The 23,999-nt window shown below is 35.4% G+C and carries 27 protein-coding genes and 1 other annotated feature; of the genes, 16 read left to right on the plus strand and 11 right to left on the minus strand.

Annotated elements, in window-relative coordinates; translation table 11 throughout:
- Positions 1 to 14: 14 nt before the first annotated feature.
- The 4 genes from UtA1_RS10315 to UtA1_RS10330 all read right to left on the minus strand — a co-directional run bounded on the left by UtA1_RS10315 (position 15) and on the right by UtA1_RS10330 (position 3,917).
- Positions 15 to 1,067 carry a toxic anion resistance protein gene (locus UtA1_RS10315; protein ID WP_096550934.1) on the minus strand — a complete coding sequence of 351 codons (1,053 nt, stop codon included), beginning with the start codon at positions 1,065 to 1,067 and terminating at the stop codon, positions 15 to 17.
- Positions 1,064 to 1,723: a 5-bromo-4-chloroindolyl phosphate hydrolysis family protein gene (locus UtA1_RS10320; RefSeq protein ID WP_016839217.1), complete on the minus strand. Its 660-nt coding sequence runs from the start codon at positions 1,721 to 1,723 to the stop codon at positions 1,064 to 1,066. The genes UtA1_RS10315 and UtA1_RS10320 overlap by 4 nt, the downstream gene beginning before the upstream one ends.
- A 172-nt stretch (positions 1,724 to 1,895) precedes the next feature.
- Entirely contained in the window at positions 1,896 to 2,168 is a 273-nt protein-coding gene (locus UtA1_RS10325; protein WP_232019830.1) for an acylphosphatase, read from the minus strand.
- Positions 2,169 to 2,198: 30 nt separating this feature from the next.
- Positions 2,199 to 3,917, minus strand: a complete 1,719-nt coding sequence (locus UtA1_RS10330; RefSeq protein WP_096550935.1) for a globin-coupled sensor protein — start codon at positions 3,915 to 3,917, stop codon at positions 2,199 to 2,201.
- Between the two features lie 88 nt (positions 3,918 to 4,005).
- Here UtA1_RS10330 and UtA1_RS10335 point away from each other — a divergent pair, with 88 nt between their 5' ends.
- From UtA1_RS10335 to UtA1_RS10380, 10 genes are all read left to right on the plus strand, one after another.
- Complete coding sequence (locus tag UtA1_RS10335) at positions 4,006 to 4,293, plus strand: DUF1033 family protein (RefSeq protein ID WP_016839224.1); 288 nt, start codon at positions 4,006 to 4,008, stop codon at positions 4,291 to 4,293.
- Between the two features lie 252 nt (positions 4,294 to 4,545).
- Positions 4,546 to 4,746: a cold-shock protein gene (locus tag UtA1_RS10340; RefSeq protein WP_016839225.1), complete on the plus strand. Its 201-nt coding sequence runs from the start codon at positions 4,546 to 4,548 to the stop codon at positions 4,744 to 4,746.
- A gap of 650 nt (positions 4,747 to 5,396) precedes the next feature.
- Positions 5,397 to 6,659, plus strand: coding sequence for a group II intron reverse transcriptase/maturase (gene ltrA, locus UtA1_RS10345; RefSeq protein WP_096552415.1), 1,263 nt, complete (start codon positions 5,397 to 5,399; stop codon positions 6,657 to 6,659).
- A 251-nt stretch (positions 6,660 to 6,910) separates the two neighbouring features.
- The gene (locus UtA1_RS10350) at positions 6,911 to 7,876 is read left to right on the plus strand and encodes a PstS family phosphate ABC transporter substrate-binding protein (protein WP_096550936.1); all 966 of its coding nucleotides are present in this window, start codon (positions 6,911 to 6,913) and stop codon (positions 7,874 to 7,876) included.
- Positions 7,877 to 7,946: 70 nt separating this feature from the next.
- Positions 7,947 to 8,891 carry a phosphate ABC transporter permease subunit PstC gene (gene pstC / locus UtA1_RS10355; protein ID WP_096550937.1) on the plus strand — a complete coding sequence of 315 codons (945 nt, stop codon included), beginning with the start codon at positions 7,947 to 7,949 and terminating at the stop codon, positions 8,889 to 8,891.
- A gap of 1 nt (position 8,892) precedes the next feature.
- Positions 8,893 to 9,774: a phosphate ABC transporter permease PstA gene (pstA, locus tag UtA1_RS10360; RefSeq protein ID WP_096550938.1), complete on the plus strand. Its 882-nt coding sequence runs from the start codon at positions 8,893 to 8,895 to the stop codon at positions 9,772 to 9,774.
- 12 nt (positions 9,775 to 9,786) lie between these two features.
- Positions 9,787 to 10,632 (plus strand): phosphate ABC transporter ATP-binding protein PstB, encoded by an 846-nt coding sequence (gene pstB / locus UtA1_RS10365; protein WP_016839229.1) that lies wholly within the window; start codon positions 9,787 to 9,789, stop codon positions 10,630 to 10,632.
- Between the two features lie 17 nt (positions 10,633 to 10,649).
- Entirely contained in the window at positions 10,650 to 11,312 is a 663-nt protein-coding gene (phoU, locus tag UtA1_RS10370) for a phosphate signaling complex protein PhoU (protein ID WP_096550939.1), read from the plus strand.
- Between the two features lie 75 nt (positions 11,313 to 11,387).
- Positions 11,388 to 11,599 (plus strand) — a binding site (T-box leader).
- Between the two features lie 60 nt (positions 11,600 to 11,659).
- A complete protein-coding gene (trpE, locus tag UtA1_RS10375) occupies positions 11,660 to 13,036 on the plus strand; it encodes an anthranilate synthase component I (protein ID WP_096550940.1) in 1,377 nt (458 codons plus the stop codon).
- Positions 13,033 to 13,602, plus strand: coding sequence for an anthranilate synthase component II (locus UtA1_RS10380; protein ID WP_096550941.1), 570 nt, complete (start codon positions 13,033 to 13,035; stop codon positions 13,600 to 13,602). The genes trpE and UtA1_RS10380 overlap by 4 nt, the downstream gene beginning before the upstream one ends.
- Before the next feature lie 775 nt (positions 13,603 to 14,377).
- Here the strand turns inward: UtA1_RS10380 and UtA1_RS10385 are convergent.
- Both UtA1_RS10385 and UtA1_RS10390 read right to left on the minus strand, forming a co-directional pair.
- Positions 14,378 to 14,848, minus strand: a complete 471-nt coding sequence (locus UtA1_RS10385) for a glutathione peroxidase (protein ID WP_016839234.1) — start codon at positions 14,846 to 14,848, stop codon at positions 14,378 to 14,380.
- 21 nt (positions 14,849 to 14,869) lie between these two features.
- Positions 14,870 to 16,060: an MFS transporter gene (locus tag UtA1_RS10390; RefSeq protein WP_096550942.1), complete on the minus strand. Its 1,191-nt coding sequence runs from the start codon at positions 16,058 to 16,060 to the stop codon at positions 14,870 to 14,872.
- 180 nt (positions 16,061 to 16,240) lie between these two features.
- Here UtA1_RS10390 and UtA1_RS10395 point away from each other — a divergent pair, with 180 nt between their 5' ends.
- The gene (locus UtA1_RS10395) at positions 16,241 to 17,191 is read left to right on the plus strand and encodes a LysR family transcriptional regulator (RefSeq protein ID WP_096550943.1); all 951 of its coding nucleotides are present in this window, start codon (positions 16,241 to 16,243) and stop codon (positions 17,189 to 17,191) included.
- A gap of 4 nt (positions 17,192 to 17,195) precedes the next feature.
- Here UtA1_RS10395 and UtA1_RS10400 read toward each other — a convergent pair whose 3' ends face one another.
- Both UtA1_RS10400 and UtA1_RS10405 read right to left on the minus strand, forming a co-directional pair.
- Complete coding sequence (locus UtA1_RS10400; RefSeq protein ID WP_016839237.1) at positions 17,196 to 17,690, minus strand: hypothetical protein; 495 nt, start codon at positions 17,688 to 17,690, stop codon at positions 17,196 to 17,198.
- Positions 17,687 to 18,076, minus strand: coding sequence for a hypothetical protein (locus UtA1_RS10405; protein WP_016839238.1), 390 nt, complete (start codon positions 18,074 to 18,076; stop codon positions 17,687 to 17,689). The genes UtA1_RS10400 and UtA1_RS10405 overlap by 4 nt, the downstream gene beginning before the upstream one ends.
- A 156-nt stretch (positions 18,077 to 18,232) precedes the next feature.
- Here UtA1_RS10405 and rpmG point away from each other — a divergent pair, with 156 nt between their 5' ends.
- From rpmG to UtA1_RS10425, 4 genes are all read left to right on the plus strand, one after another.
- Complete coding sequence (gene rpmG, locus UtA1_RS10410; RefSeq protein ID WP_016839239.1) at positions 18,233 to 18,382, plus strand: 50S ribosomal protein L33; 150 nt, start codon at positions 18,233 to 18,235, stop codon at positions 18,380 to 18,382.
- A gap of 61 nt (positions 18,383 to 18,443) precedes the next feature.
- Positions 18,444 to 19,031: a 5-formyltetrahydrofolate cyclo-ligase gene (locus UtA1_RS10415; protein ID WP_096552492.1), complete on the plus strand. Its 588-nt coding sequence runs from the start codon at positions 18,444 to 18,446 to the stop codon at positions 19,029 to 19,031.
- Positions 19,028 to 19,243 carry a YqgQ family protein gene (locus tag UtA1_RS10420; RefSeq protein WP_016839241.1) on the plus strand — a complete coding sequence of 72 codons (216 nt, stop codon included), beginning with the start codon at positions 19,028 to 19,030 and terminating at the stop codon, positions 19,241 to 19,243. Before UtA1_RS10415 ends, UtA1_RS10420 begins: the two co-directional genes overlap by 4 nt.
- 324 nt (positions 19,244 to 19,567) lie before the next feature.
- Positions 19,568 to 21,463, plus strand: coding sequence for an LTA synthase family protein (locus UtA1_RS10425; protein ID WP_096550944.1), 1,896 nt, complete (start codon positions 19,568 to 19,570; stop codon positions 21,461 to 21,463).
- 250 nt (positions 21,464 to 21,713) lie between these two features.
- On the opposite strand, the gene UtA1_RS10430 is transcribed toward UtA1_RS10425, so the two are convergent.
- Positions 21,714 to 21,893: a DUF2759 domain-containing protein gene (locus UtA1_RS10430; protein WP_016837707.1), complete on the minus strand. Its 180-nt coding sequence runs from the start codon at positions 21,891 to 21,893 to the stop codon at positions 21,714 to 21,716.
- Between the two features lie 201 nt (positions 21,894 to 22,094).
- On the opposite strand from UtA1_RS10430, the gene UtA1_RS10435 reads away from it, so the two are divergent.
- Positions 22,095 to 22,739, plus strand: coding sequence for an MBL fold metallo-hydrolase (locus UtA1_RS10435; protein WP_408647287.1), 645 nt, complete (start codon positions 22,095 to 22,097; stop codon positions 22,737 to 22,739).
- 150 nt (positions 22,740 to 22,889) lie between these two features.
- Here the strand turns inward: UtA1_RS10435 and UtA1_RS10440 are convergent, their stop codons facing one another.
- On the minus strand, positions 22,890 to 23,135 hold the full coding sequence (locus UtA1_RS10440) for a DUF2626 family protein (protein ID WP_016837709.1): 246 nt from the start codon (positions 23,133 to 23,135) through the stop codon (positions 22,890 to 22,892).
- Between the two features lie 111 nt (positions 23,136 to 23,246).
- Positions 23,247 to 23,948: a helix-turn-helix transcriptional regulator gene (locus tag UtA1_RS10445; protein WP_096550946.1), complete on the minus strand. Its 702-nt coding sequence runs from the start codon at positions 23,946 to 23,948 to the stop codon at positions 23,247 to 23,249.
- Positions 23,949 to 23,999: the final 51 nt, after the last annotated feature.

The following is a 23,999-nucleotide window of genomic DNA, read 5'->3' on the forward strand; positions in this document are numbered from 1 at the left end:
TCACTCGTGCTATTTTACTTGCCATCTATTTCATGGATGGTTTGTTCAATCAATTGTTGTTTTTCGTTCCGGTCGGCTTGAATTTGCAATGTTTCTTCGATTGATTCGATAAGCTGTATTTGCGTTTCTTTTAAATGATTCAGTTCTACATGACTTTCGGTAATGCTCGTCATTTCAGCGCTTTTCATCGCTAACTTCTCTGAAGTATTCATTAAATGATGACTTGTCGCATTTGCACGATGTTGGCGATTGAGGTTGACGAGCATGGAAATTTGAGATTGCCATAAAGGGATTGTTGATAATATAGATGACTGAATTTTTTCAATGAGCATTTCATTGGTTGATTGAATCATGCGAATTTGGGGAGCAGTTTGAATAGCTATTTCCCGCGATATTTGTAAATCATACATTCTTCGATCTAGCCATTCCGCCGCATTTTTCATATCGAGTAACTTTTGCCTCATCATGGGGTTGTCCATATCGTTATAATCCGTTTCCACCATTTGCAACTGCTTTTGAAGGTCAAGTCTTTTCATTTCCAAAGCAGCAATGTACAAATTGATTTCTTGAAAATATTCTTCATTTTTTTCATATAACTTATTTAACATATTGTTATCCGTCAATAAATTCTCTTGAGCTCGTTTTAAATGAATCGTTAGACGGTCGATTTGCTTACTTAAGCGATTGTATTGGGAAACGATTTGTTGAATGGAAGTTTTTCGTTTAAATAGTTTTCTTAAAAATCCTTTATCTTGAATGTTGAATTGATCGAGATTCATTGAATCCAACTGTTCAATTAAGGTCGATAAAATCTCTCGAATTGGTGAAGTATCGTTTCTTTGTACTTGAACTAATAATTGATGGGTAAAATGTTTTAGGGATTTTTGAACTTCTTCACCAAAACGAACAATGGCTTCATAGCAAGTACTATCTAGCTCGCTTGCTAAATATAATGCTTTTGACTGCTCTTCTTCAGTAAGGGTAGGGAATACTTTACTCTCCACAATAGAAAAAGAGCTCTCGTTTGGGAACAGTTCAAAACCTTCTGAGCTCTTTTTCTCCATCATTGATTTTCCCTCCCAAATTCTATTTGCTTTTGTTTTTTTTCATGCTCGAGTTTGACATAATCCAACTCCAATTTTAAATTTTCTAAATCAGATGCAAGAGCAGCTTTTAAGTCATCTTCCATCGAACTTTGTAATTTTTTCATCGCTTTTCGAGCCTCTTCAAGAGCGATATGCACATCAGCATCTTTAATTTGCTGTTGTACTAACGTTGCGTAATTTTTGCTCAATTGCACAGCTGAAGGCAGGTGAGAATAGAAGAAATCTTCAACTGTGTAAAATTTTTGCGGATTTGTTTGAACGATATTGACTATTCTTCTAGACAACTTTGTCATTTCATTTAGTAATTTAAAAGAACGAATGGAACGCACTCGAATATATTGCTGTGTTAATAAATTTATGTGGCTTTTTGCTTGTTTTAATTGGGATTCAATATGATTATATTCTGAACGGGTAAAGCCGAGTGCTTTCGTCTTTTTATATTTTTGAACAGATTTAATGATATAATTACTAACTATATAAGTTAGAATGGATGCAATCGGTATGATTAATCCATTCAGAAAACTGATATTTAATTGAACAACTAATATGATAAAAACTGTAAAACTAAAGAAAAAATTGAGTAAATGTCGTATGATGAAGTTGCTTACCCCCAGCATATGCGTACCTCCTCGTGTTCTTAGTATAAATACGTTCGGTGGGGAATAAAAGTTTCAAAAACTTATTTGAATTTATCATTTCTCTATTTAAATGATACTACTTTTTTCACATATTTTTAAAGAGAAGGAATGGGGGAAATACAAAAAATTGGACGTTTAAAAAACGTCCAAATTACAGCAATTCAAAATTCAATTTGTCATATCCTTGTATATCATCAAAAATTACAATTGACAAACTTGATTTTAGATTTTCACCTTTTTGAATAAAATGCAAAAATTCATCAATAGATTGATTTTTCCCTTCCACATCGATTTCAAGCTGATCGTTTTCATTTATACGAAAATTCCCTTTTAATCCTAATTCTAACGCCTTCTGTTGAATGAAAAATCGGTTGCCAAATCTTTTTCCAGCGACATTGATTATAATGTGCGCCCTCTTTGCCATCACTCCACCTACAATCAATTAAATTTTCATTCAGCCGTGGGTTTTCAACATATGAATTAAATCATTTAAATAGTGAATGACTTTTTCAGAAGCTTTTTCGATTTCTTGCAAATGGATTTCTGCTTGTTGTCGATTTCCTCTACTTAATTCCAAAATTGCATTTTTTGCAGCAATATGAACTTGCTTATGAACGTACTCTAATTCTTTGAAAGATTCTACATGTTTAAATTTAGCTTGGGTGTCATTTGCATAATACCATTTTCCTAAACGGCAATCTTGGTGGGAGGAAACTTCTTCTGGTGATAATTCTTCAACTCCTAAAATCATGTTATATACCCGCCATTTCCATAATAGATGATCAGTTTTTGATAATTGTAAAAGGGCGGTACTGGATAAGCGAACAGGGTTATTATTGATAATGTCATTTCGGAAACGCATCATTTCTTTACTTAGTGCAAATATACTTTCAGACGTTTGTTTACCTAAGCTATGAATTTGTTCTTGAAGATTGGCCATTTCAGACATACGTTTAGTAATTTCATCAACGGCAGCAGCTTGTTCTTCAGTAATGGAAGCAGTGCTGGCAACATCATGTTTAATACTTTCAATTGCATGTACAATTGAGTTTAATAAAGGTAACGACTGTTTTGCCTCTGAAGTAGCTTCTTTAATCTTCTGTGAAGCATCTGCAATGGAATCGGAAACCATATTTGAATATTGTTTAAATGCATCGACATTTTGTGATACTTCATTTAATGCGTTCACTGTTCCTTCAGCTAATTTTCGTACTTCTTGTGCCACAACAGAGAAACCTTTCCCATGTTCACCAGCACGAGCTGCCTCAATAGAAGCGTTAAGTGCTAGTAAATTTGTTTGGTCTGCAATTTCGTTTATTATTGTGACGATACTATCAATTTCGTTCACATAGTTTTGTAATTGATGGAATGATTTAACAATTTGTTGGAACGTATTATCCGTTTGAAAAATATCATTTAACGCTTTTTCAATTGTATTTTTTCCGTCGATAACATTGCTTACTGAATCCGTCGTTTTCTCAGATATTTGCGATGAAGCACGGGCAACTTCTCCAATCGAAGCGGAAACTTGTTCGATTGCTGCGGTGGAATTTTGAATTTCCGTTGTTTGTTGATCAACGCGTTGAATTAAATCTTTCATGTAGATGATTTTCGTATTGGATTCAATTAGCGAAGAAATTTCTGTAATGACATTTTCGATCATTCTTTCTGTTAATACTTCTACCAATAACTCTTGCTCTACATTCATTGCAGCGTTTAATGAGCGCAAATATTCCAATGCTTTATGAGGTTTCATACCAAAGTTATGTAAAATGTGAGTACTAATGTAAAAGGAGAATTGATTAAATAATACGATTAATTTTCCAGTTTCAAAATTATGTATTCTGAATAAGTGAAAAAATTTTATCGCATTTTGTACATACTCATCATTTCGTTCATTAAGAAAAAATTGTTGCAAATATTTTTCAATTTTTTCTTCTGGAATAGGATTTTCGCCTTTCGGTGAAATTTCTTTTAAATAGCGTTGAAAAATATTGCTCATTGTTGGAGTGAAGTTTACAATTTTTTTAAATAATTCTTGTAAATTTTGCTGATCCTTTTTTGTAAAATGATTATATTGTAAGGTTTTTAAAAAACGTCCTGATGCTTCTATATCAGTTCCACGTTCTAATAAATCGTTTAAATGAACTCTTGGTTTAAATGTTAAAACCATACTTAAGTCCTTCCTTTCGATTCAAAAATTACCAAGTTATAGATATTTTAACATATTTTTTATTATGAAAAGAATGGGGTTTTTCAACGTGTATAAAATTATTTATATGAAGGCAGACTTTGAACCTTGGTGGCAATTTGAAGGTTGGGAATCACATATTGTGTCAGAAGAAGTTTTTGATACGAAAGAACAATTTGAAGTTGCAATAAAAGAAACTCTTAATGTGTTTAGAAAAAAATTTGACCATGAGGAGAGCAGGGAAGGAAAGTATTTTGCCTTTTGGTCGGAAGATGAAAAAACTTATTGTGAAGCTTGTGATGATGAATTACAAATTTTTCATGGTATAATTGTGCAACAACTTGAATATAATCAATAATAGTAACAAAATATATCCCGATCCATTCGAGAACGATTTCAAATCTGTATAAAAATCGTTTGACATTTTGTAATATGGTGGTATAATATAAATACAATTGAATTGTAAGGCCGGAAACAAGTGATTCACATATTACAAAGAGTGATCGGTGTTTTTGTCGGTACTCTTCGTAATATGTGAATTTTTTTATTCTGGTAATAAAAACAATTCCATATTGTAAAAATATTTTTATTTTTTTGGAGGTTTTTTTCAATGAAACAAGGTACAGTAAAATGGTTTAACTCAGAAAAAGGTTTTGGATTCATCGAAGTTGAAGGCGAAAACGACGTATTCGTACACTTCTCAGCTATTCAAGGTGAAGGTTTCAAAACTCTTGATGAAGGTCAAAAAGTGGAATTCGAAGTGGTTGAAGGCAACCGCGGACCTCAAGCTGCTAACGTTGTTAAATTATAATTATAAACGAACTTAAATATGATGAGGCATCCATTTTTGGACGCCTCTTTTTATTTTCGATTTGGAAACATCATTTTCTAACAGAGAATGATGTTTTTTTGTGTGCGCCTGGCATGGATGTAATCTATAGGGTGCAAGTCCCGAGCCGTGAAGGCAGAAGTAACGGTTAGCTTAACGCAAGGGTGTCTGTGGTGACGCGGAATCTGAAGGAAGCGAGCGGCAAACTTCCGGTCTGAGGAACACGAACTTCATACAAGGCTAGGTATCATTGGATGAGTTTGCACAACAAAACAAAGTCCTTTCTGCCGAAGGTGATACAGAGTAAATGAAGCAGATAGATGGAAGGAAAGATTACATTCTTACCCAGGGAGGTCTGATGGATACGTGAAATACACTTCATAACCTACTTAGTGATAAGTAGCTGAACCATCAGAAGTCAGCAGAGGTCATAGTATTAGTTGGTCTAGAACAACTGAGAAGGACCGAACAATTAAGAGAGAATAGCCCTTGGCATTCAGTGAGTCATGATGAACACAGAAAACGTAGTACCTCACTTGAGGGAGGAAGCGGTGAATCCCGTGGGGGACCTCTTGGAGGGTGGAGTGACCACTGGCATAAAGAGAACAGCTATTCACGGAAGGAGAATAACGATGCTTTTGAATCAAATCCTGTCACGGGAGAACATGCTTCAAGCACTAAAACGTGTAGAACAGAATAAAGGAAGCCACGGAGTAGATATGATGCCCGTACAAAATCTACGACAGCACATAGTTGAAAACTGGCTATCGATTAAAGAAGCAATTCTCAAGGGAACTTATGAACCGATGCCAGTCCGCAGAGTCGAAATCCCGAAACCTGATGGCGGTGTTCGTTTACTAGGAATCCCTACCGTAACAGACCGTTTGATTCAACAAGCAATCGCCCAAGTACTTTCAAAAGTGTATGACCCTACATTCTCTGAAAACAGCTACGGATTTAGACCAAACCGAAGTGCCCATGATGCGGTGAGGAAAGCGAAAGAATATATAAGAGATGGACATCGATGGGTTGTAGATATGGACTTGGAGAAATTCTTTGATAAGGTCAACCATGACAGATTAATGGGTACACTCGCGAAGAGAATCCAAGATAAACCATTACTGAAATTGATTCGTAAGTATTTACAATCGGGCGTCATGATTAATGGTGTGGTGTCAAACACATTTGAGGGAACTCCACAAGGAGGACCATTAAGTCCGCTACTATCTAACATTGTACTAGATGAACTAGATAAAGAATTGGAAAGAAGAGGACACAAATTCGTTCGATATGCGGATGACTGTAACATTTACGTGAAAAGTAAACGAGCAGGACTTCGCACAATGGCAAGTATCCAGCGATTTATTGAAGGAAAACTACGACTGAAAGTAAATGAAAAGAAATCAGCGGTCGACCGTCCATGGAAACGTAAGTTTCTAGGATTTAGCTTTACCTATCATAAAGAGCCAAAGGTTCGTATCGCAAAAGAAAGCCTTAAACGAATGAAGAATAAAGTTCGTGAAATCACATCACGCAAGATGCCCTACCCGATGGAATACCGCATTCAGAAACTGAATCAATATCTAATGGGATGGTGTGGATATTTTGCGTTAGCAGACACCAAATCTATATTCCCTGAATTAGATAAATGGATTCGTAGAAGACTTCGAATGTGTCTATGGAAGAACTGGAAGAAACCGAAAACAAAGTTACGCAACCTTATTCAACTTGGCGTACCACAATGGCAAGCGTATGAATGGGGAAATACTCGGAAGAGTTATTGGCGTATTTCAAAAAGTCCAATATTACACAGAACCCTTGGTAACTCCTATTGGAGAAACCAAGGGCTGAAAAGTCTTGAAGCTCGTTATGAAAACTTGCGTCAATTATCTTAATTGAACCGCCGTATACGGAACCGTACGTACGGTGGTGTGAGAGGACGGGAGTTAATCGCTCCCTCCTACTCGATTTCTGTTTTTAGTAAAAATTCCTCTTTCTTTTAAATTGCAATCTTAACATTTTCTGCATCCAAAAGTAGTGCAAATTTACAATCTCTTAACAATTCCTTTAAACAAGATCAATATATGAATTTTATAGTGGGAAATGTAGTGAGAATTAAACTATTAAACGATGGAGGAAATTTCAGATGAAAAAGTGGAAGTTCTTAACGATGACTGCAATGGTAAGTTCTGCATTACTACTTGGAGCATGTGGCGGAGAAAAAAATGAAGCTGGCACAAATGCTGGAAATACACCACAACAAGCAGAAAATGGAGAAGCACAATTAGCAGGCTCTGTAACAGGTGATGGTTCTTCAACTGTTGCCCCTATTGTTGAAGCGCTTGTGGAAGAATATGCTGCTGTTGAACCAAATGTACAAGTATCTGTAGGGGTATCTGGAACTGGTGGAGGATTTGAAAAATTCATCGCCGGCGAAACGGATTTCTCAAATGCTTCACGAGAAATTAAAGAAGAAGAAGCTCAAGCTTTAAAAGATGCGGGTATTGAATATACAAAATTTGAAATTGCTTATGACGGAATCACTGTCGTAATTAATTCAGATAACGATTGGGCTACGGATTTAACAATTGAACAATTAAAAGAAATTTGGATTGAAGACGGAAAAGTGAAAAAATGGTCTGATCTTGATCCATCTTGGCCAGATGAAGAAATTGTCTACTATGCACCAGGAACAGATTCAGGTACCTTTGACTATTTCGACGAAGTGATTTTGGAAGGTGAAGATTTAGTTCGATCAGCTCAATTGTCTGAAGATGATAACGTAATTGTTCAAGGCGTTGCTTCTGATAAAAACGCGATCGGATTCTTTGGCTATGCTTACTATTTGGAAAATCAAGATAAATTAAAAGCGGTACGCGTGAACGGTATAGAACCATCAAATGAAACAATTGAAAACGGGGAATACACGCCGCTCTCTCGTCCGTTATTTGTATTCGTAAACAATAAAAAAATCATTGAGAATGAATCATTTTACGATTTTATGAAATTCACTTTAGAAAACGCTGGAGACATGGCTGAAGCTGTTGGATATGTGCGTTTACCTGATGATAAGTATAGAGAAGAGCTGAAAACGTTAGAACAATTTAAATAATCCTTTAGATTGTTAGTGTGTGGGGGGCTTTCACCCACACACTTTGCAGGGTTAGAAGGGAGATTATGAAATGGCTCAAAGCATTGAGAAAGAGCAATCAATCCAACAATTGATTGAGAAATCTCGAAATAAAAAGGGCAAAAAAATCATTGAAAAAATAATGCTTATTTTACTCCTATTAGCAGCACTGATTTCTGTTGTTACCACATTGAGCATTGTCTTTACATTAATTTTCGAGACCTTTGAGTTTTTTAGGAGAGTATCAATTGTCGAGTTTTTATTTGGAACAGAATGGTATCCATTTTCAAGTGGCAGTCCATCCTTTGGTGTTTTACCACTCATATTAGGAACATTCAAAGTGACGCTGATTGCAATAGGTGTAGCTGTTCCGATAGGTTTGTCAGTAGCAATTTATTTAAGTGAATATGCTTCTGACAAAACTCGAAAAATCATGAAACCGATTTTGGAAGTATTAGCAGGTGTACCGACCATTGTCTATGGTTTTTTTGCTCTGACGTTTGTCACACCGATATTACAAACTTTGATACCGTCGCTGAAATTATTTAATGCTCTTAGTCCAGGGATCGTAGTGGGAATCATGATTTTACCTAGCATTATCTCTTTATCGGAAGATGCCATGAATTCTGTACCAAATGCTATTCGAGAAGGAGCTCTCGCGCTGGGTGCTACAAAGCTCGAAGTTTCGTTAAAAGTTGTACTTCCTGCAGCGTTATCCGGCATCGTTGCATCCATTGTATTGGGCATTTCTCGGGCTATCGGTGAAACGATGATTGTCTCCCTCGCCGGCGGTGCAACCCCAACTTTTGATTTCAATATCACGGGTTCAATTCAAACGATGACAGCCTATATCGTACAAGTATCTTCTGGTGATGCAGGTTACGGCACAACAATTTACTATTCTATGTATGCAGTTGGATTTACGTTGTTTATATTCACTTTATTGATGAACTTAGTAGCTCAATATATTTCGAAACGCTTCAGGGAGGAATATTGATATGACGAAATACATTGACGATACCGTCGTCATGAAGCGTATGCAGTCTCGATTAAGAAAAAATAAAATTTGGAAAATAATATTTTTCCTTGCTGCTTCTTTTGCATTGTTAACCCTCGTTGTATTAATTGTAAGAATAATATCTCAAGGAGCGGGATACATAAATTGGGATTTCTTTAACAATTTCGGTTCACGTTTTCCTGAAAAAGCTGGAGTAAAAGCGGCATTAATTGGTTCGATTTGTATGATGCTCGTTGTAGCTCCAACTTCCATCATACTTGGGGTGGCAACAGCAATATATTTGGAAGAGTATGCAAAGAATAATAGATTTAATGATTTTATTCGAACAAATATATCCAACTTAGCTGGTGTACCATCAATTGTCTTTGGTTTATTAGGATTAACCATTTTTGTCCGCATGTTTGGTTTAGGAAAAAGTATTCTAGCTGCTGGATTAACGATGAGTTTATTAATTTTGCCTGTCATTATTGTAGCTGCACAAGAAGCGATCCGTGCTGTACCAAAAGAACAGCGGGAAGCTTCATATGGTATGGGCGCAACCAAATGGCAAACGATTACTCGAGTTGTATTGCCATCTGCCATACCGGGAATCTTGACGGGAAGCATTTTAGCTTTATCTCGTGCAATTGGAGAAACAGCGCCATTAGTTGTAATCGGAATCCCTGTAATTATCCATTTCTTGCCTACTGGTTTGCTTAGTGAATTTACAGCTTTGCCGATGCAAATTTACGATTGGGCAAAACGCCCGCAAGAAGCATTTCAATATGTTGCTGCAGCGGGAATTATTGTGTTGATGATTGTCCTTGTGCTGATGAATTCGATTGCCGTGTTGATTCGAAATAAATTCCAAAAACGATATTAAGGATGGGTGAAAGTGGTACAAACAATGATTAACAATGAACTGAAACCTTTGCGTGTTGTTGAAAAGCAGTTCAAAGTCAATGAAAATTTCCAGACAAACAGTAAAGCATCCGTTTTCTATGCGAACAATTTTAATCTTTGGTATGGTGAGCACCATGCGTTAAAAGATATTCAATTTAACGTTCAAGAAAATGAAGTGACTGCCATCATCGGGCCTTCAGGATGCGGAAAATCAACTTTTATTAAAGCGTTGAACCGTATGGTGGAACTTGTTCCATCAGTGAAAATAAGCGGAGAAATTTTATACCGTGGTCGCAATATATTTGCTGCTGATTATGCAGTAGAAGAATTGCGTACAAAAGTTGGGATGGTGTTTCAAAAACCAAACCCTTTCCCGAAATCCATATATGATAACGTCGCTTATGGGCCGCGAATTCATGGCATTAAAAATAAAAAAATATTAGATGAAATTGTAGAAAGGTCATTGAGAGGTGCAGCGATTTGGGATGAAGTGAAAGATCGTCTTCATCACAATGCTTATGGTTTATCAGGAGGACAACAACAACGTATTTGTATTGCACGGTGTCTAGCGATTGAACCAGATGTCATTTTAATGGACGAACCAACATCTGCCCTTGATCCAATTTCTACATTAAAAGTTGAGGACCTCATTCAGGACTTAAAAAAGAATTACTCCATTATTATTGTGACACACAATATGCAACAAGCGGCCCGGATTTCAGACAAAACAGCCTTTTTCTTAAATGGAGAAGTAGTGGAATTTGACATCACAGATCGAATATTCTCAACACCACGTGATCAGCGTACAGAAGATTATATTTCAGGGCGTTTCGGCTAATAAGGAGTGATGGGTGCGTGAGTATTCGAGAAAGATTGGACAAAGAATTGGAATCTGTGCAACAAGCATTTTTAACTTTGTGCGATAAAAGTATTCATCAATTTGAATTATCGTTTCAAGCATTTATTGAAAAAGATATGGAATTAGCAAAACGAATAATAGAAGAAGATGTGGAAATGAACAAGATGGAAGAAGAGATTCATAATAAAGTAGTGCTCCTTCTGACCAAACAACAACCAATTGTTGCAACAGATCTTCGTCGTCTTATCGTTTTATTAAAAGCTGCTTCAGATATGGAACGGGTTGGAGATTATGCAGTGAACATATCAAAGGGAGCCATTCGCATTGGGGAGGAACGATTTATTACGTCAGTAGAGTTAATGGAAGATATGTGCTATAAAACGATATCGATGCTTCGGCAAGTCGTTAATGCATTTGTGGAAGAAAATGTCCAAAATGCAAAAGAAATTGCTGAAATGGATGATCAAATCGATGAAATGTATGGAAATATGATTGCACATTTAATGAAACTTTCTGCCATTAGTCCTGAAAGTGTTTCGCAAATCACGTATTTATCTTTTGTATGCCGATTTATTGAGCGTTGTGCGGATTTGGCAACGAATATCGCAGAATATATCCTCTATTTGAAAAAAGGACTTTACTTAGATTTAAACCGTTAATGTTGTATTCTAACTTTTCAAAAGGGTTTTTATTGAATAATGAAAAAATTTATAATAAAATGATTTCAACCAAATACGGAAGCGATGATGAAAAAGAGTAGTATTATGGATTGGCTAAGAGAGCTAGCGGTTGGTGCGAGCTAGTGCAAGACATAATACGAATGGGTTTTCTAGCTCTAGCATTGAAAGTTTAGTAGGTGCTAGCGTATCGTTTACGTTACAAACTTTGAGTGGACATAAGTCTTCTTATGTCAATAAAGGTGGTACCACGGCTCCCCGTCCTTTAATTTTAGGGGAGTTTTTTATTTTGATAGCTTAGTTAGTTGAGTTGAGAGGAGAAGGTAGAGATGACAGTAAATTATGTAATGAAAACTTTACAGGGAGATATGATGACTCCTATTTCTGTTTTCCTTAGTGTCTCAGGAAAAAATAAAGTATTATTTGAATCTGCTGCGAAACATGAGGAAAGTGGAAGATATTCCTTTATTGCCTATGATCCGATTGCAGAATTAATTGGCAATAAAGAGAGTTACTTGTTTAGGAAAGAAGGGGAGGAGGAAAAGAGGGAAGGTTCGGTCTTTCAAAAGTTGAGAGATTTAATCCCTATTTCCAATGAACCACTTCCTTTTTCCTTCTTTGGAGGGGCAATTGGCTATTTTAGTTATGATACGGCTTTTTATACTGAAAAAATCGGACCTCTCTTACCAGATGAGTTGAATATGCCAGATGTGCATCTTCTGTTTTATAATCGATTTATTGTCATCGATCATTTACTACAAAAAGTATCGATCGTGGCCATTGATTTATTCCAAGAAGGTAAAACAAGAGAGGAGATGGATGAATACATCCATCAGATTGAAGAACAATTGAAAAATGGTACTACGCTTATTGAAGTAGAAAAAAGTACAGTTGAATTTCGTCCATCCATTGATCAAGAAACATTTGTTAATATGGTAGAAAAAGCAAAAAATTATATTGAATGTGGTGACATTTTTCAAGTTGTATTATCTCAACGTTTTTCGTCCGATTTTAAAGGAAATCCTTTTTCTTTATACCGAAGTCTGCGTACTTCGAATCCATCACCATACATGTTCTATTTAGAGTTTGATGATTATACAATTTTGGGTACTTCCCCAGAAAGTTTAGTAAAAATCACCGATGGATTCATTAAGACGAATCCGATTGCTGGAACGAAACCTCGTGGAAAAACAAAGGAAGATGATCGAAAATTAGAGGAACTTCTTCTAAGTGATGAGAAAGAACTTGCGGAACATCGCATGCTCGTTGATTTAGGTCGAAACGATTTGGGGCGGGTTTCGAAGGTCGGTACAGTGAACGTTTCAAAATATATGAAAATAGAAAAGTATAAATATGTAATGCATATTGTTTCCGAAGTAATCGGTGAAAAAAGAGATGATGTTCATGTAGTGGATGTCATTACTAGTTGCTTGCCTGCTGGAACGGTTTCCGGAGCTCCGAAAATTCGCGCCATGCAAATTATCAATGAACTGGAACAACAAAAAAGAGGGGTTTACGCAGGGGCAATTGGTTATATTTCAATCAATGGCAATTTAGACTTGGCAATTGCGATACGTACGATGATCGTAAAAGACGAAAAAGCATATGTGCAAGCTGGGGCAGGAATCGTGTATGATTCCATTCCGCAATCTGAATATGAAGAGACACTGAATAAAATGAAGGCTTTGTTGGAGGTAGAGCGATGATATTACTAATTGATCATTACGATTCATTCACATACAATTTATATCAACAAATTGCCTCGCTCGGAAAAGAAGTGAAGGTTATTCGCTACGATGACATCACGATTGACGAAATTCGTGAAATGCAGCCTGAAGCGATTGTATTATCGCCAGGACCCGGAAGACCTGATGATATTCCTCAAACGGTCAATGTTGTAAAAGAACTGTACACGGAGTTTCCAATCCTTGGTGTTTGTTTAGGGCATCAAATTATCGGTGCCGCATTTGGCGGTGAGATTGTGCAAGCAAACCGCATCATGCATGGAAAAACGTCGCTATTAAACTATGAACGAAAGGGATTGTTCAAAGAGTGTTCTAATGATGTAGAAGTGATGCGTTATCATTCATTAGTCATTGAACCTACGACATTAAGTAAAGACTTTGAGGTAATTGCAACGTCAAAAGATGATGGAGAAATTATGGCTATTCAACATAAACAGCTACCTATCTATGGCGTACAATTCCACCCTGAGTCAATCGGTACACCAAGCGGAAATCATATCGTCAAGGCGTTTTTAGCGAATGCATAGTAAAAAGGCTTTCTAGAATGTATAACGTTCTAGAAAGCCTGTTATTTTATTGAAGATAATAGTCCTAATAGATGGTTATTAGTCAAACTTCAATTCATATTAGTCAATCTGAGGAGGATAATAGTCAAAATTGTGACAGTTATAGCCAATTATGAAGAAAACGATTATTGATTGAAAGATAATAGCCAAAGTTTAGAAAATAATAGTCAAACTCAATAGGAAAATGGCCAAATTTGTGATGATAATAGTCAATCAGCTAAAAATGCCTATAGAAAGAAGCGATAATAGCCAAAGTTTAGAAAATAATAGCCAAACTCAATAGGAAAATGGCCAAAATTGTAATGATAATAGTCAATCAGCTAAAAATGCCTATAGAAAGAAGCGATAATAGCCAAAGTTTAGAAAATAATAGCCAAACTCAATAGGAAAATGGCCAAAATTGTAATGATAATAGTCAATCAGCTAAAAATGCCTATAGAAAGAAGCGATAATAGCCAAAGTTTAGAAAATAATAGCCAAACTCAATAGGAAAATGGCCAAATTTGTGATGATAATAGTCAATCAGATAAAAATGCCTATAGAAAGAAGCGATAATAGCCAAAGTTTAGAAAATAATAGCCAAACTCAATAGGAAAATGGCCAAATTTGTCAATGAGCTGAACATGCCGATATAAAGAAGTGATAATAGCCAAAGTCAAGCAAAAAATAGTCAATACCAATAGGATAATGGTCAATCTGCACGTTATAATAGCCATTCCAGAAATATAAAGCGTTATTATAAATATTTCTCAATCTCTTTCTCAAATTTGGATGGTTTATCCATCGGGGCAAAACGAGCGACTACTTCACCGTTTCGATCCACTAAAAATTTCGTAAAATTCCACTTTACTTTCGAACCGAGAACGCCTTTTGTATTACGGGTTAAAAATTTAAATAAAGGGTGTGCCTCTTCTCCGTTAACTGCTACAATTTCATGGATTGGGAATGTCACCCCGTAATTGATTCGACATGCTTCTTCCGCATCTTTTGCAGAGTCTAATTCTTGTTTAAACTGATTGGAGGGGAATCCTAAAACGACAAACCCACGATCTTTATATTTTTGATAAATTTTTTCTAGTTCATCAAATTGTGGAGCAAAACCGCAATTAGATGCAGTGTTCACAATTAACATTACTTGTCCTTTATAGCGGCTTAATGGATATGTTTCTCCCTTAGCAGTTGTTACTTCGATATCGTAAAATTCCATGAGAGCTCCTCACTTTCACTATTAATTCTCAGTTCTTCTACTGCTTAAATTCAGTATAACAGCTAATAGGAGAGAAGTAATGATAAACGCACTGATGAATGCGATTACCCCGTTCCATCCGAAACTAGACCAAAAGAATCCACCTGTTGTTCCACCAACACTTGAACCAAAATAGTAGGCAAATAAGTAAAGGGAAGAGGCTTGAGCTTTATTGCTTTTTGCCCGGCTGCTTACCCAAGAACTTGCGATGGAATGTGACCCGAAAAAGCCGAAAGTAAATACAACAATCCCAAGTATTTTAATTATTAAATTGACGGGAAGTGTTAATAAAGCTCCCGATAACATAATCATAATCCCGACTAACAGCACCTTTTGACGCCCAAACCGATCCGATAAACTACCAAACCAAGCAGAGCTAAAAGTTCCAACTAAATAAACTATAAAAATCCAGCCAACGATAGTTGTACTTAGGTTGTAAGGTTCATCTAGCAATTTATAACTAATATAGTTATATAAAGTGACAAATCCCCCCATTAATGTGAATGCAATTCCGAACAAGCAGACTAAACCTGGATCTTTTAAATGGGAAAATAGTGATTTCGTCAAGGAAGCTAATTGTAAAGGTCTTGGTTCAAAGTGTTGAGATGCCGGCAATGCCCATACGAAAAAGAAGCTCACAATTAAACTTAAAATACCAAGAAAAAGCATTCCTACTTGCCACGAAAATAAATCTGTTACCGTTCCCATGATAATCCGCCCGCTAAGGCCACCAACTGTATTTCCGCTTATATATAGTCCCATTGCAATACCTAGACTAGAAGGATCCATTTCTTCTCCTAAATAGGCCATCGCAATGGCAGGAATTCCCGCAAAAACAATGCCTTGTATGACTCTCAATAACAATAAAATTTCAAAAGAAGGAGAGAATGCTAGCACAATAGTTATGAACGATGCTACAAAGATGGAAAAGGTCATTAATCGCTTTCGTCCCCAAGCTTCCGATAATGATCCAAATAAAATTAAACTAAAGGATAGGGCGACAGTAGAAGCTGATAATGATAAACTGGCTACAGCAGGTGAAACATGGAATTCTTCAGAAAATTGCGGAAATAAAGGTTGCGTAATGTATAAGTTTGCAAAAATAATAAATCCTGCTGCAAACAATGCTAAATTCGTTAATGTAAATTCTCGAGTTCCTTTTTGGATATACACTGTTCTTCGCCTCTTTTAATTTTGACATTTTTTTGAACAATCAATTTACCGATAATTATAATGGTGATTTTCTAAAATAGTAATTTCATAGTTTTTATTTCACTAATAACTTTGAGTTATAAGTAGATGTATCTTTAAAATATGCCATTTCATTGTGACATCTTTCGGACATGCTATAATTTGGATAAAGAATATGAAGGAGAAGGGGACAATCAATTGGATATCAATGCACTCATTTATTTTCAAACTGTTGCAAAATATGAAAATATGTCGCGAGCAGCAGAAACTTTACATATAAGCCAGCCTGCCCTCAGTAAATCGATTGCTATGCTGGAAGAGTATTTAGGAGTTGAACTTTTCGATCGAAATGGCCGCTCCATTAAATTAAACCGATACGGGAAATTCTTCCTAGAACGAACGAATCTGATTTTAAAAGAAATCGAACGGGCAAAAGAAGATTTAACCAACCTTGTGACACCTGATGTTGGTGAAGTCTCATTAGGATTTATGCATACGTTGGGGCTCGAAGTTATTCCATCCTTAATGATGAAAGCGAAAAAGCGATTTCCTCATATGCGTTTTCAATTAACTCAAAGCAATTCTAGTGTCATTATGAAAAAATTGGAAACGGGAGAGCTTGATATTTGTTTAGTATCTTCTCTTGAAACTAGTAAAGACGTCCATTGGGAAAAATTATGGGAAGAGGAGTTATTTTTAATTGTTCCGAAACAACATCCATTAAAAAATCGGAAAAAAGTCAAGCTTGCTGAATTTGCAATGGAGCCTTTCATTTCTATCAAAAAAGGAAATTCATTGAGGAAATATGTTGATGAGATTTTTAAACGAGAAGGGTTTCAATTAAATGTTGCTTTTGAAGGGGAAGAAGTACATACCATTGCCGGGCTTGTGGAGAGCGGCTTAGGAGTTTCGTTAATTCCACATATTAAAGGGCTAGACCAATATAATGTACACATCATACAAGTAGATGCTAAAGACTGCAAAAGGGAAATTGGACTAAGCTATTTAAAAAATCGTTATATGAGTGGAGCAGTAAAGCAATTTATTGAATATGTTCGAGAGTTTTTTATTAATAAAACCCAAACAGAATCATCTTCCATCCGTTTGGGTTGATGAATTAAGAATTTTGTTTGCCTGTAATTAAATTAGCAATTTCTTCAATGGTCATCGTGGAATTGACTTTAAATTGCCCTTTTTGAATTGAGCGGGCATATTCCGGTTGTGCTAAAAATAACTCCATTTCAACCGCATTTTTAATAACGCCCATATCTTCCAATTTTTTTGAAACTTCATAAGGTGTTAGGCCGGAATAAATATATAGAATGCCTTCTACTACATTCTCCTGTTGTGTCGATGTAGTCGTTTCAGAAGGCTCATTATTTACCTCGGGTTCATCTTGCGTTTCGGTTGAATTGGAAGATGATTGATTTTCAAGTTCTTGTAATTGTTGTTTTGCTAATTTTAATTGGGATTCTAGCTGTGCAATTTTTTCTTCGTAATTAGCAATTTCCTTTGACTCTGATTCTGTATGAGAGAAACGATCCATCCCTGTATAAAGGATGCCGATGACTAAACAAGCAAGGCCAAACCCACGAACAGTCGATCTTTTCATGATTGACCTCCGTGATTAAGAATATGTAGAACTTGTTCTTCAGATAATGTTGACATTTTGCTGATTTCACTAATTGGGTATCCTTGCTTATTTAATTCGATGACTTGTCGAACTAAAATTTGATTGACCGGCTTATTCGGTTGTTTGGGTACATTTTCTGATTTAGTTGTAATAGGTTTTGTCGCCGGCTTTACTTTAAAAGAAGGCTCGAGTAATAATTCTTCTTCGATCACTTTTAATCTTCTTTTAATTCCGTTTGTTTCTTGATAAAATTGCAGAGACAATTCTTCAACATCTCGTTCTAATTTTTTTGATGTATCTTTTAGGAAAAAAGATGCAATAATACAAATAATGCCGATGATGATTAGTAACGTTGATAGTTCCACAATCGCTCCTCCGAATTTTACATTTTTGAATTATTTTAACATAAGGATTTTAATTAATAAATGACGCTAGATTTTTTTTCAATTTATGTTATAATGACTTAGTCGTATAAATCATGCTTATATATAAATTCATGATAGAGAGTGGGAGGGTTAATAATGCGCGTAAACATTACATTAGCTTGCACAGAATGTGGAGAACGTAATTATATTTCTACAAAAAATAAACGTAACAATCCAGAACGTCTAGAACTAAAAAAATATTGCTCTCGCGAGAAGAAAGTCACTCTTCACCGTGAAACGAAGTAATGATTTTGCCAAAACCAATTCCGGTTTTGGCTTTTTACTTATAAGCAAAGGATTGATTGAAATGAACAAAAAAGAATGGCGAAATACTATTAAATCCTCTTTAAACCAAATGTCCAATAATCAATATCATTTACTTTCCGAAATGATAAAAAAGCGCTTATTCAATGAACCCATCCTAGAACAATGCCATACGATTGCGTTGACTATTTCAAGACAGCCTGAAGTGGATACTTATGAAATAATTAAGGCATGTTGGCAACTTGGTAAGCGAGTAGCTGTTCCAAAATGCAATCCAAAAACACGAACAATGGATTTTTATCATATCACTAGCTTTTCTCAGCTGGAAACGGTATATATAGATTTGCAAGAACCTATACCAGAAAAAACAACTTATGTATCTCCTGAAGAAATTGATTTAATGATTGTACCAGGGATTGTATTTGATCAGCTTGGGTATCGAATTGGTTATGGAGGCGGTTATTACGACCGGTATTTAACGAATTATAATGGGCATAAGATATCTCTAGCTTTTCATTTACAAATTGTCGAAGAATTGCCAAAAGAATCTCATGATATTCCAGTTGATTTCATTATTACTGAAAAAGCTCTCATACATTGTGCCAACAATCGAAAGGAGATAGCTGAATGAAAACGATACTCGATATTCGCAACATATTGAAGCAATATGGATCGTTTATTTATACAGGAGATCGCTTAGGGGATTTGATGATGATGGAAGATGAAATACGCGAATTATATAAGTCGCAAGTTATCGATCCAAAAGAATTCCAATCGGCTCTATTGATAATTCGAAACGAAATAAAAAAAGAAGAAGAAAGAAAAATGAAATTAAATAACTAATATAGCCAATAAAAGAAAAAAATAATGATTGAATCAATTGTTAAAAAGGTGTAGACTTGTTAAGTCATTTTCATAAGAACAGTGTAGAAGCCACTGTTTTATTTTTGGGAACCTTTTTGTAAAAAAGACGTAAATATTTTTGGGGGTTTGTAAAGGAAAGGTAATATATAATTTTTATAACCTAATTTCTTTTAATTTTTTCGTAGTGCAATTCATTGAATAATGGCAAGAAAAAGATTAAGATATTATTTGCCTTCTTCTAAATATATGAAGTATATGTGCGAATGTTGTGACTTTGAATACGTAAGAAGAGGAGGATGCAAGATGAAGTCATGGAAATGGCCTAAACATACGATTTTAATAGTAGCCATTATCGCAACTTGGATTAAGACTGCAATCGTCTATCGAACCAGCTTTGAATTCGATTTAGAAAATGGAATGCAAGAGTTCATTTTATTTATAAATCCTCTTAGCTTTTTACTTTTTGCTTACGGAATATCTTTATTTTTCAAAACAGAAAAGGCGCGGAATCGTTGGATTGTCATTACAAGTATGGTGTTAAGTATTGTACTTTATACAAATGTTGCTTTCTATCGATTCTTCAACGATTTTATTACGCTTCCTGTATTATTCCAAACAAGCAATTTCGGAGAATTAGGAACGTCTGTAGCTGAAATACTTAATTTTAAGGATCTTTTATACTTTATTGATGTATTTGTTATTTTGTTGGCAATTAAATACTTACCAAAAATGGAGACATTATATAGCGTTCGAAAAGAAGTTCGTCGCGCATATTTTGTCCTATCATTAGCTGTGTTATTTTTAAATTTAGGTCTTTCTGAAACAGAACGGCCACAGCTTTTAACTCGTAGTTTTGACCGCGAATTACTAGTAAAAAATATTGGAACTTATAATTATCATTTATATGATATTTACATTCAATCAAAATCTTCCGCTCAACGTGCTCTTGCCGATGGGAGCGAACTAGTGGAAGTCAATAACTATGTTCAAGCAAACCAAGCAGCCATTAATGAAGATATGTTTGGTAAATATCGAGGTCGAAATTTGATTGTCATTCAACTGGAATCATTGCAAAGTTTTGTCTTGCAAAATGACATGAATGGATACGAAGTTACACCATTCTTGAATTCCTTAATTCACGATAAAGATACGTATTACTTTAATAATTTCTATCATCAAACAGGACTTGGCAAAACAAGTGATGCTGAATTCTTATTGGAAAATTCACTGTTTGGTTTAGACCGTGGTGCTGTATTCTTTACGCATAGTGGAAATACGTTTAATTCGATGGCTGAAAAGCTAGGGAAAAATGGATATTTTACAAGTGTCATGCACGCAAACAATAAATCTTTCTGGAATCGTGATATGACATATCAATCATTAAAAATGCAAAAATTCTATGATATTGATAGCTATGAAGTAAACGAAGATAATTCTGTAAACTGGGGATTAAAAGACATTCCATTCTTTGAACAATCAGCGGAAATTATGACTGAAATGCCGCAGCCGTTCTATACAAGAATAATTACATTAACAAACCATTTCCCATTCACATTGGATGAAGAAGATAAAATGATTCCTGAGTACAACTCTAATTCAGGTACGTTAAACCGTTATTTCCAAACTGTGCGATACATGGATGAGGCGGTCAAATTATTCTTTGAACATTTAAAAGAAAAAGGGTTGTATGAAAATTCCATTATTGTTATGTACGGAGATCACTATGGAATTTCTGAAAACCATAATAAAGCGATGGCTATGTACTTAGAAAAAGAAGAAATTACGCCATACGATAGCGCATTGTTGCAGTCAGTGCCGCTATTCATTCACGTTCCGGGATCTGGTGACGGGCGAATCATCGAAAAGGTTGGAGGTCAAATTGACTTAAGACCAACCATTTTACATTTGTTGGGAATTGACACTTCCAATGATATGCAATTAGGTGCAGACTTGTTCTCTGATGAACACGAAGACTTTGTCATCTTCCGTGATGGACGCTTTGTGACGGATCAGTATGTATTTGCGGATCAAACATGCTTCGATCGTGCAACAGGAGAGAAGGTGGATATTCAAGGATGTGCACCTTATATTGAACGAGCTCAAAAAGAGCTTGGATATTCAGATAAAATCATCAATGGTGACTTATTACGCTTCTATGATGAAGAAACTGGAAATTTAATATCTGAAGCGGTTAAATAATTGTTGATAAAGTGACCGTTTTAAACGGTCACTTTCGACTGTGGTGCATGCTTAGCTACAGAGTAATGGCAAAGAGGATAGCAGAGACTTATTTCTGCTTCTGTAGCAGAAAAGAGTTATAAGGGCTATGATTATAGAATGTGGGGGTTTCTAGAATGCTTTGATTTTCTAGAAACCTTTTTCCTTTTAAAAAATTAATTTAAATAAAAAACGAGATGCGGCAATGCACCTCGTTTTTTATTTCTTTTCATTAGTGATGTACTGGTGGATAGCCTTGGTATAATACAGTCATGATGACAAACCAACCAAACACTACTCCAGATGCTAATCCAAAAATAATTGCTAAAACGTTTTTGTCTTTGATTGCGCGGAATGCCGCAACTAATGAAAGAATTGCAATTAAACCGAAAATAACCATTAATAAGTTCATGAAAAATATTACACTCCTTTCGACATCCAAAGAGTATGTCGGTAAAACAATATTCCTTCTCTATTTTATAGCAACAGTCATAAAATGTCGAGTTTTAAAAGTGACGTTTATATGAACAACGATTGATTCGTTTAATAGTTAGAAATGAATTAGTTGGCAATGTTCATTTTTTCCAAACCATAGTATAATACGCTAGAGGTGATGAGATTGTTGGATGTTAAAACATTAAGTGTCGGTCCAGTGCAAGCAAATTGCTATATAGTGAGCAACCAATCAAAAGAATGCATCATTTTTGACCCAGGCGAAGAAGGAAATAGAATCATTTCTACTATTCAGTCTCAACAGTTGAAACCACTAGCCATCTTTTTAACTCATGCTCATTTTGACCATATAGGTGCTGTCGATGAATTAAGACAGGCTTTTCATATTCCTGTTTATATTCATAAAGAAGAAGAGGATTGGTTAATGGACCCAAATAAAAATGGTTCAGGAAAATATGCGGATCTTCCAACGTACCGTCTGCAATCGGCAGATTATATCATCGAAAAAGAGCAGACTTTTGAAGTAGGATGCATGAAATTTCATGCGGTATTTACGCCAGGACATTCCCCAGGAAGCATTTCATATATTTTCGAAGACGATGGGTTTGCAATTGTAGGCGATACGCTGTTTCAAGGAAGCATCGGTCGAACAGATTTAATTGGTGGTTCACTGGAAGTGTTATTAAAATCCATTCATGAGAAGCTGCTTGTGCTGCCTGATGATTTTATTATTTATCCGGGACATGGAGGCTATACAACACCAGCTCATGAAATGGATACGAATCCATTTTTACATGGCTTTTAACTTAATAAGAGGGTGTCTAGAAAGTCGAGAATTTTCCAGGCACCCTTGCTTGCTTTTTCCTCCTGTGATAGTCGAAACAAACTTCCACTATCCTCGTCGCAAAAAGGGCCGCCTCAAAATGACTTTTGAGACAGCCCCATTTCTGATTTATTAGTGTCCAAGTCCACCCGGTACGTGGATAAACGTTGTGTAATAAGTAAATCCAGCAAAGAATATTGTCAAATAAGCTCCGAAAATGTACATGTACATGCGTTCTGAAAGGTTTAAGAAGCCTAATAATAAGAATAATACAGAATTACCTACGAATAATAGCGAAACCTCAATCATATGACCAAGATAGAACATTACGGCAAAAATACCTGTCCAGAATGCTAAAACTTTATACATATTAGCCATGTCAAATCCCTCCTTTTGTACGACACAATAATCTCAATGTTTATTATAAATGATAATTGACAATATTGTAAACTGATACTTCGATAGATTTGTGACAATCAAGTGTATCTTTTACAGAGCAACATTTGGCACAAATATTTCATATTTACAAAAATCGCAATCGTGAACCATACTTTCAAATTGAACAAATTCATTTTTTTCAAATAGTGTGTCGATTTGACCTTGTAAGTATGATTTATGTAGTTCACATACTATATCGCTATGTTCTTTTATTTGACTTCTATATGGACAGTTAAAAATCGTTAGCGTAATTTTCTTTCCTTCAGCAGTATCTACAATTTTTGGAATGTAGCCAACTAGTAGAGCAGCTTCAGATAAGATTTCTAATTTTTCTTCAAAGCTAAGAGGTTTAGTTATCTTTGATAATCTTTTTTGAATTTCTTTTAAGCCATCTTGATAACTAATTTTTTTCGCTGTCTTCAATGCATCTTGTCCCAACTCACATACAAGTTGAAGTGCCCATTTAACGAGATGTTTTTCATCTCGTTTTGGGAGAGTCAACTCAACCCCTTGTTCAGATACTTGATAAATTCGACCAGGTCTTCCACCTTTACCTGATTTAAAAAAATCAGTAGTGATGAGATGGATCTCCGATAATTTCGTTAAATGCAATCTTGCCACATTTGGATGTATATTAAATTTATCTGCAATATCTTGTACAGTAAATGCTTTTTTTTGTTGCAACATGTATTCATATATTTGAAAACGAGTTTCATCTGCTAAAGTACTCGTAATTTTTAATGGATGCAACATGTTGTTATCCCACCTTCAGTAATATTTATGCTACTTCAATTTTAGCTTTAT

It is taken from the genome of Ureibacillus thermosphaericus (assembly GCF_002370195.2).
Lineage (GTDB): Bacteria > Bacillota > Bacilli > Bacillales_A > Planococcaceae > Ureibacillus > Ureibacillus thermosphaericus.

Coding starts and splice junctions, on each gene's coding strand:
- UtA1_RS10380 (WP_096550941.1), top strand. CDS start 13,033: ATGATATTACTAATTGATCATTACGATTCATTCACATACAATTTATAT.
- UtA1_RS10325 (WP_232019830.1), bottom strand. CDS start 2,168: ATGGCAAAGAGGGCGCACATTATAATCAATGTCGCTGGAAAAAGATTT.
- UtA1_RS10400 (WP_016839237.1), bottom strand. CDS start 17,690: ATGAAAAGATCGACTGTTCGTGGGTTTGGCCTTGCTTGTTTAGTCATC.
- pstA (WP_096550938.1), top strand. CDS start 8,893: ATGACGAAATACATTGACGATACCGTCGTCATGAAGCGTATGCAGTCT.
- rpmG (WP_016839239.1), top strand. CDS start 18,233: ATGCGCGTAAACATTACATTAGCTTGCACAGAATGTGGAGAACGTAAT.
- UtA1_RS10330 (WP_096550935.1), bottom strand. CDS start 3,917: ATGGTTTTAACATTTAAACCAAGAGTTCATTTAAACGATTTATTAGAA.
- UtA1_RS10415 (WP_096552492.1), top strand. CDS start 18,444: ATGAACAAAAAAGAATGGCGAAATACTATTAAATCCTCTTTAAACCAA.
- UtA1_RS10445 (WP_096550946.1), bottom strand. CDS start 23,948: ATGTTGCATCCATTAAAAATTACGAGTACTTTAGCAGATGAAACTCGT.
- UtA1_RS10430 (WP_016837707.1), bottom strand. CDS start 21,893: ATGAACTTATTAATGGTTATTTTCGGTTTAATTGCAATTCTTTCATTA.
- UtA1_RS10435 (WP_408647287.1), top strand. CDS start 22,095: ATGAGATTGTTGGATGTTAAAACATTAAGTGTCGGTCCAGTGCAAGCA.
- UtA1_RS10315 (WP_096550934.1), bottom strand. CDS start 1,067: ATGATGGAGAAAAAGAGCTCAGAAGGTTTTGAACTGTTCCCAAACGAG.
- UtA1_RS10385 (WP_016839234.1), bottom strand. CDS start 14,848: ATGGAATTTTACGATATCGAAGTAACAACTGCTAAGGGAGAAACATAT.
- UtA1_RS10420 (WP_016839241.1), top strand. CDS start 19,028: ATGAAAACGATACTCGATATTCGCAACATATTGAAGCAATATGGATCG.
- UtA1_RS10340 (WP_016839225.1), top strand. CDS start 4,546: ATGAAACAAGGTACAGTAAAATGGTTTAACTCAGAAAAAGGTTTTGGA.
- ltrA (WP_096552415.1), top strand. CDS start 5,397: ATGCTTTTGAATCAAATCCTGTCACGGGAGAACATGCTTCAAGCACTA.
- UtA1_RS10425 (WP_096550944.1), top strand. CDS start 19,568: ATGAAGTCATGGAAATGGCCTAAACATACGATTTTAATAGTAGCCATT.
- pstC (WP_096550937.1), top strand. CDS start 7,947: ATGGCTCAAAGCATTGAGAAAGAGCAATCAATCCAACAATTGATTGAG.
- trpE (WP_096550940.1), top strand. CDS start 11,660: ATGACAGTAAATTATGTAATGAAAACTTTACAGGGAGATATGATGACT.
- UtA1_RS10440 (WP_016837709.1), bottom strand. CDS start 23,135: ATGGCTAATATGTATAAAGTTTTAGCATTCTGGACAGGTATTTTTGCC.
- UtA1_RS10350 (WP_096550936.1), top strand. CDS start 6,911: ATGAAAAAGTGGAAGTTCTTAACGATGACTGCAATGGTAAGTTCTGCA.
- UtA1_RS10320 (WP_016839217.1), bottom strand. CDS start 1,723: ATGCTGGGGGTAAGCAACTTCATCATACGACATTTACTCAATTTTTTC.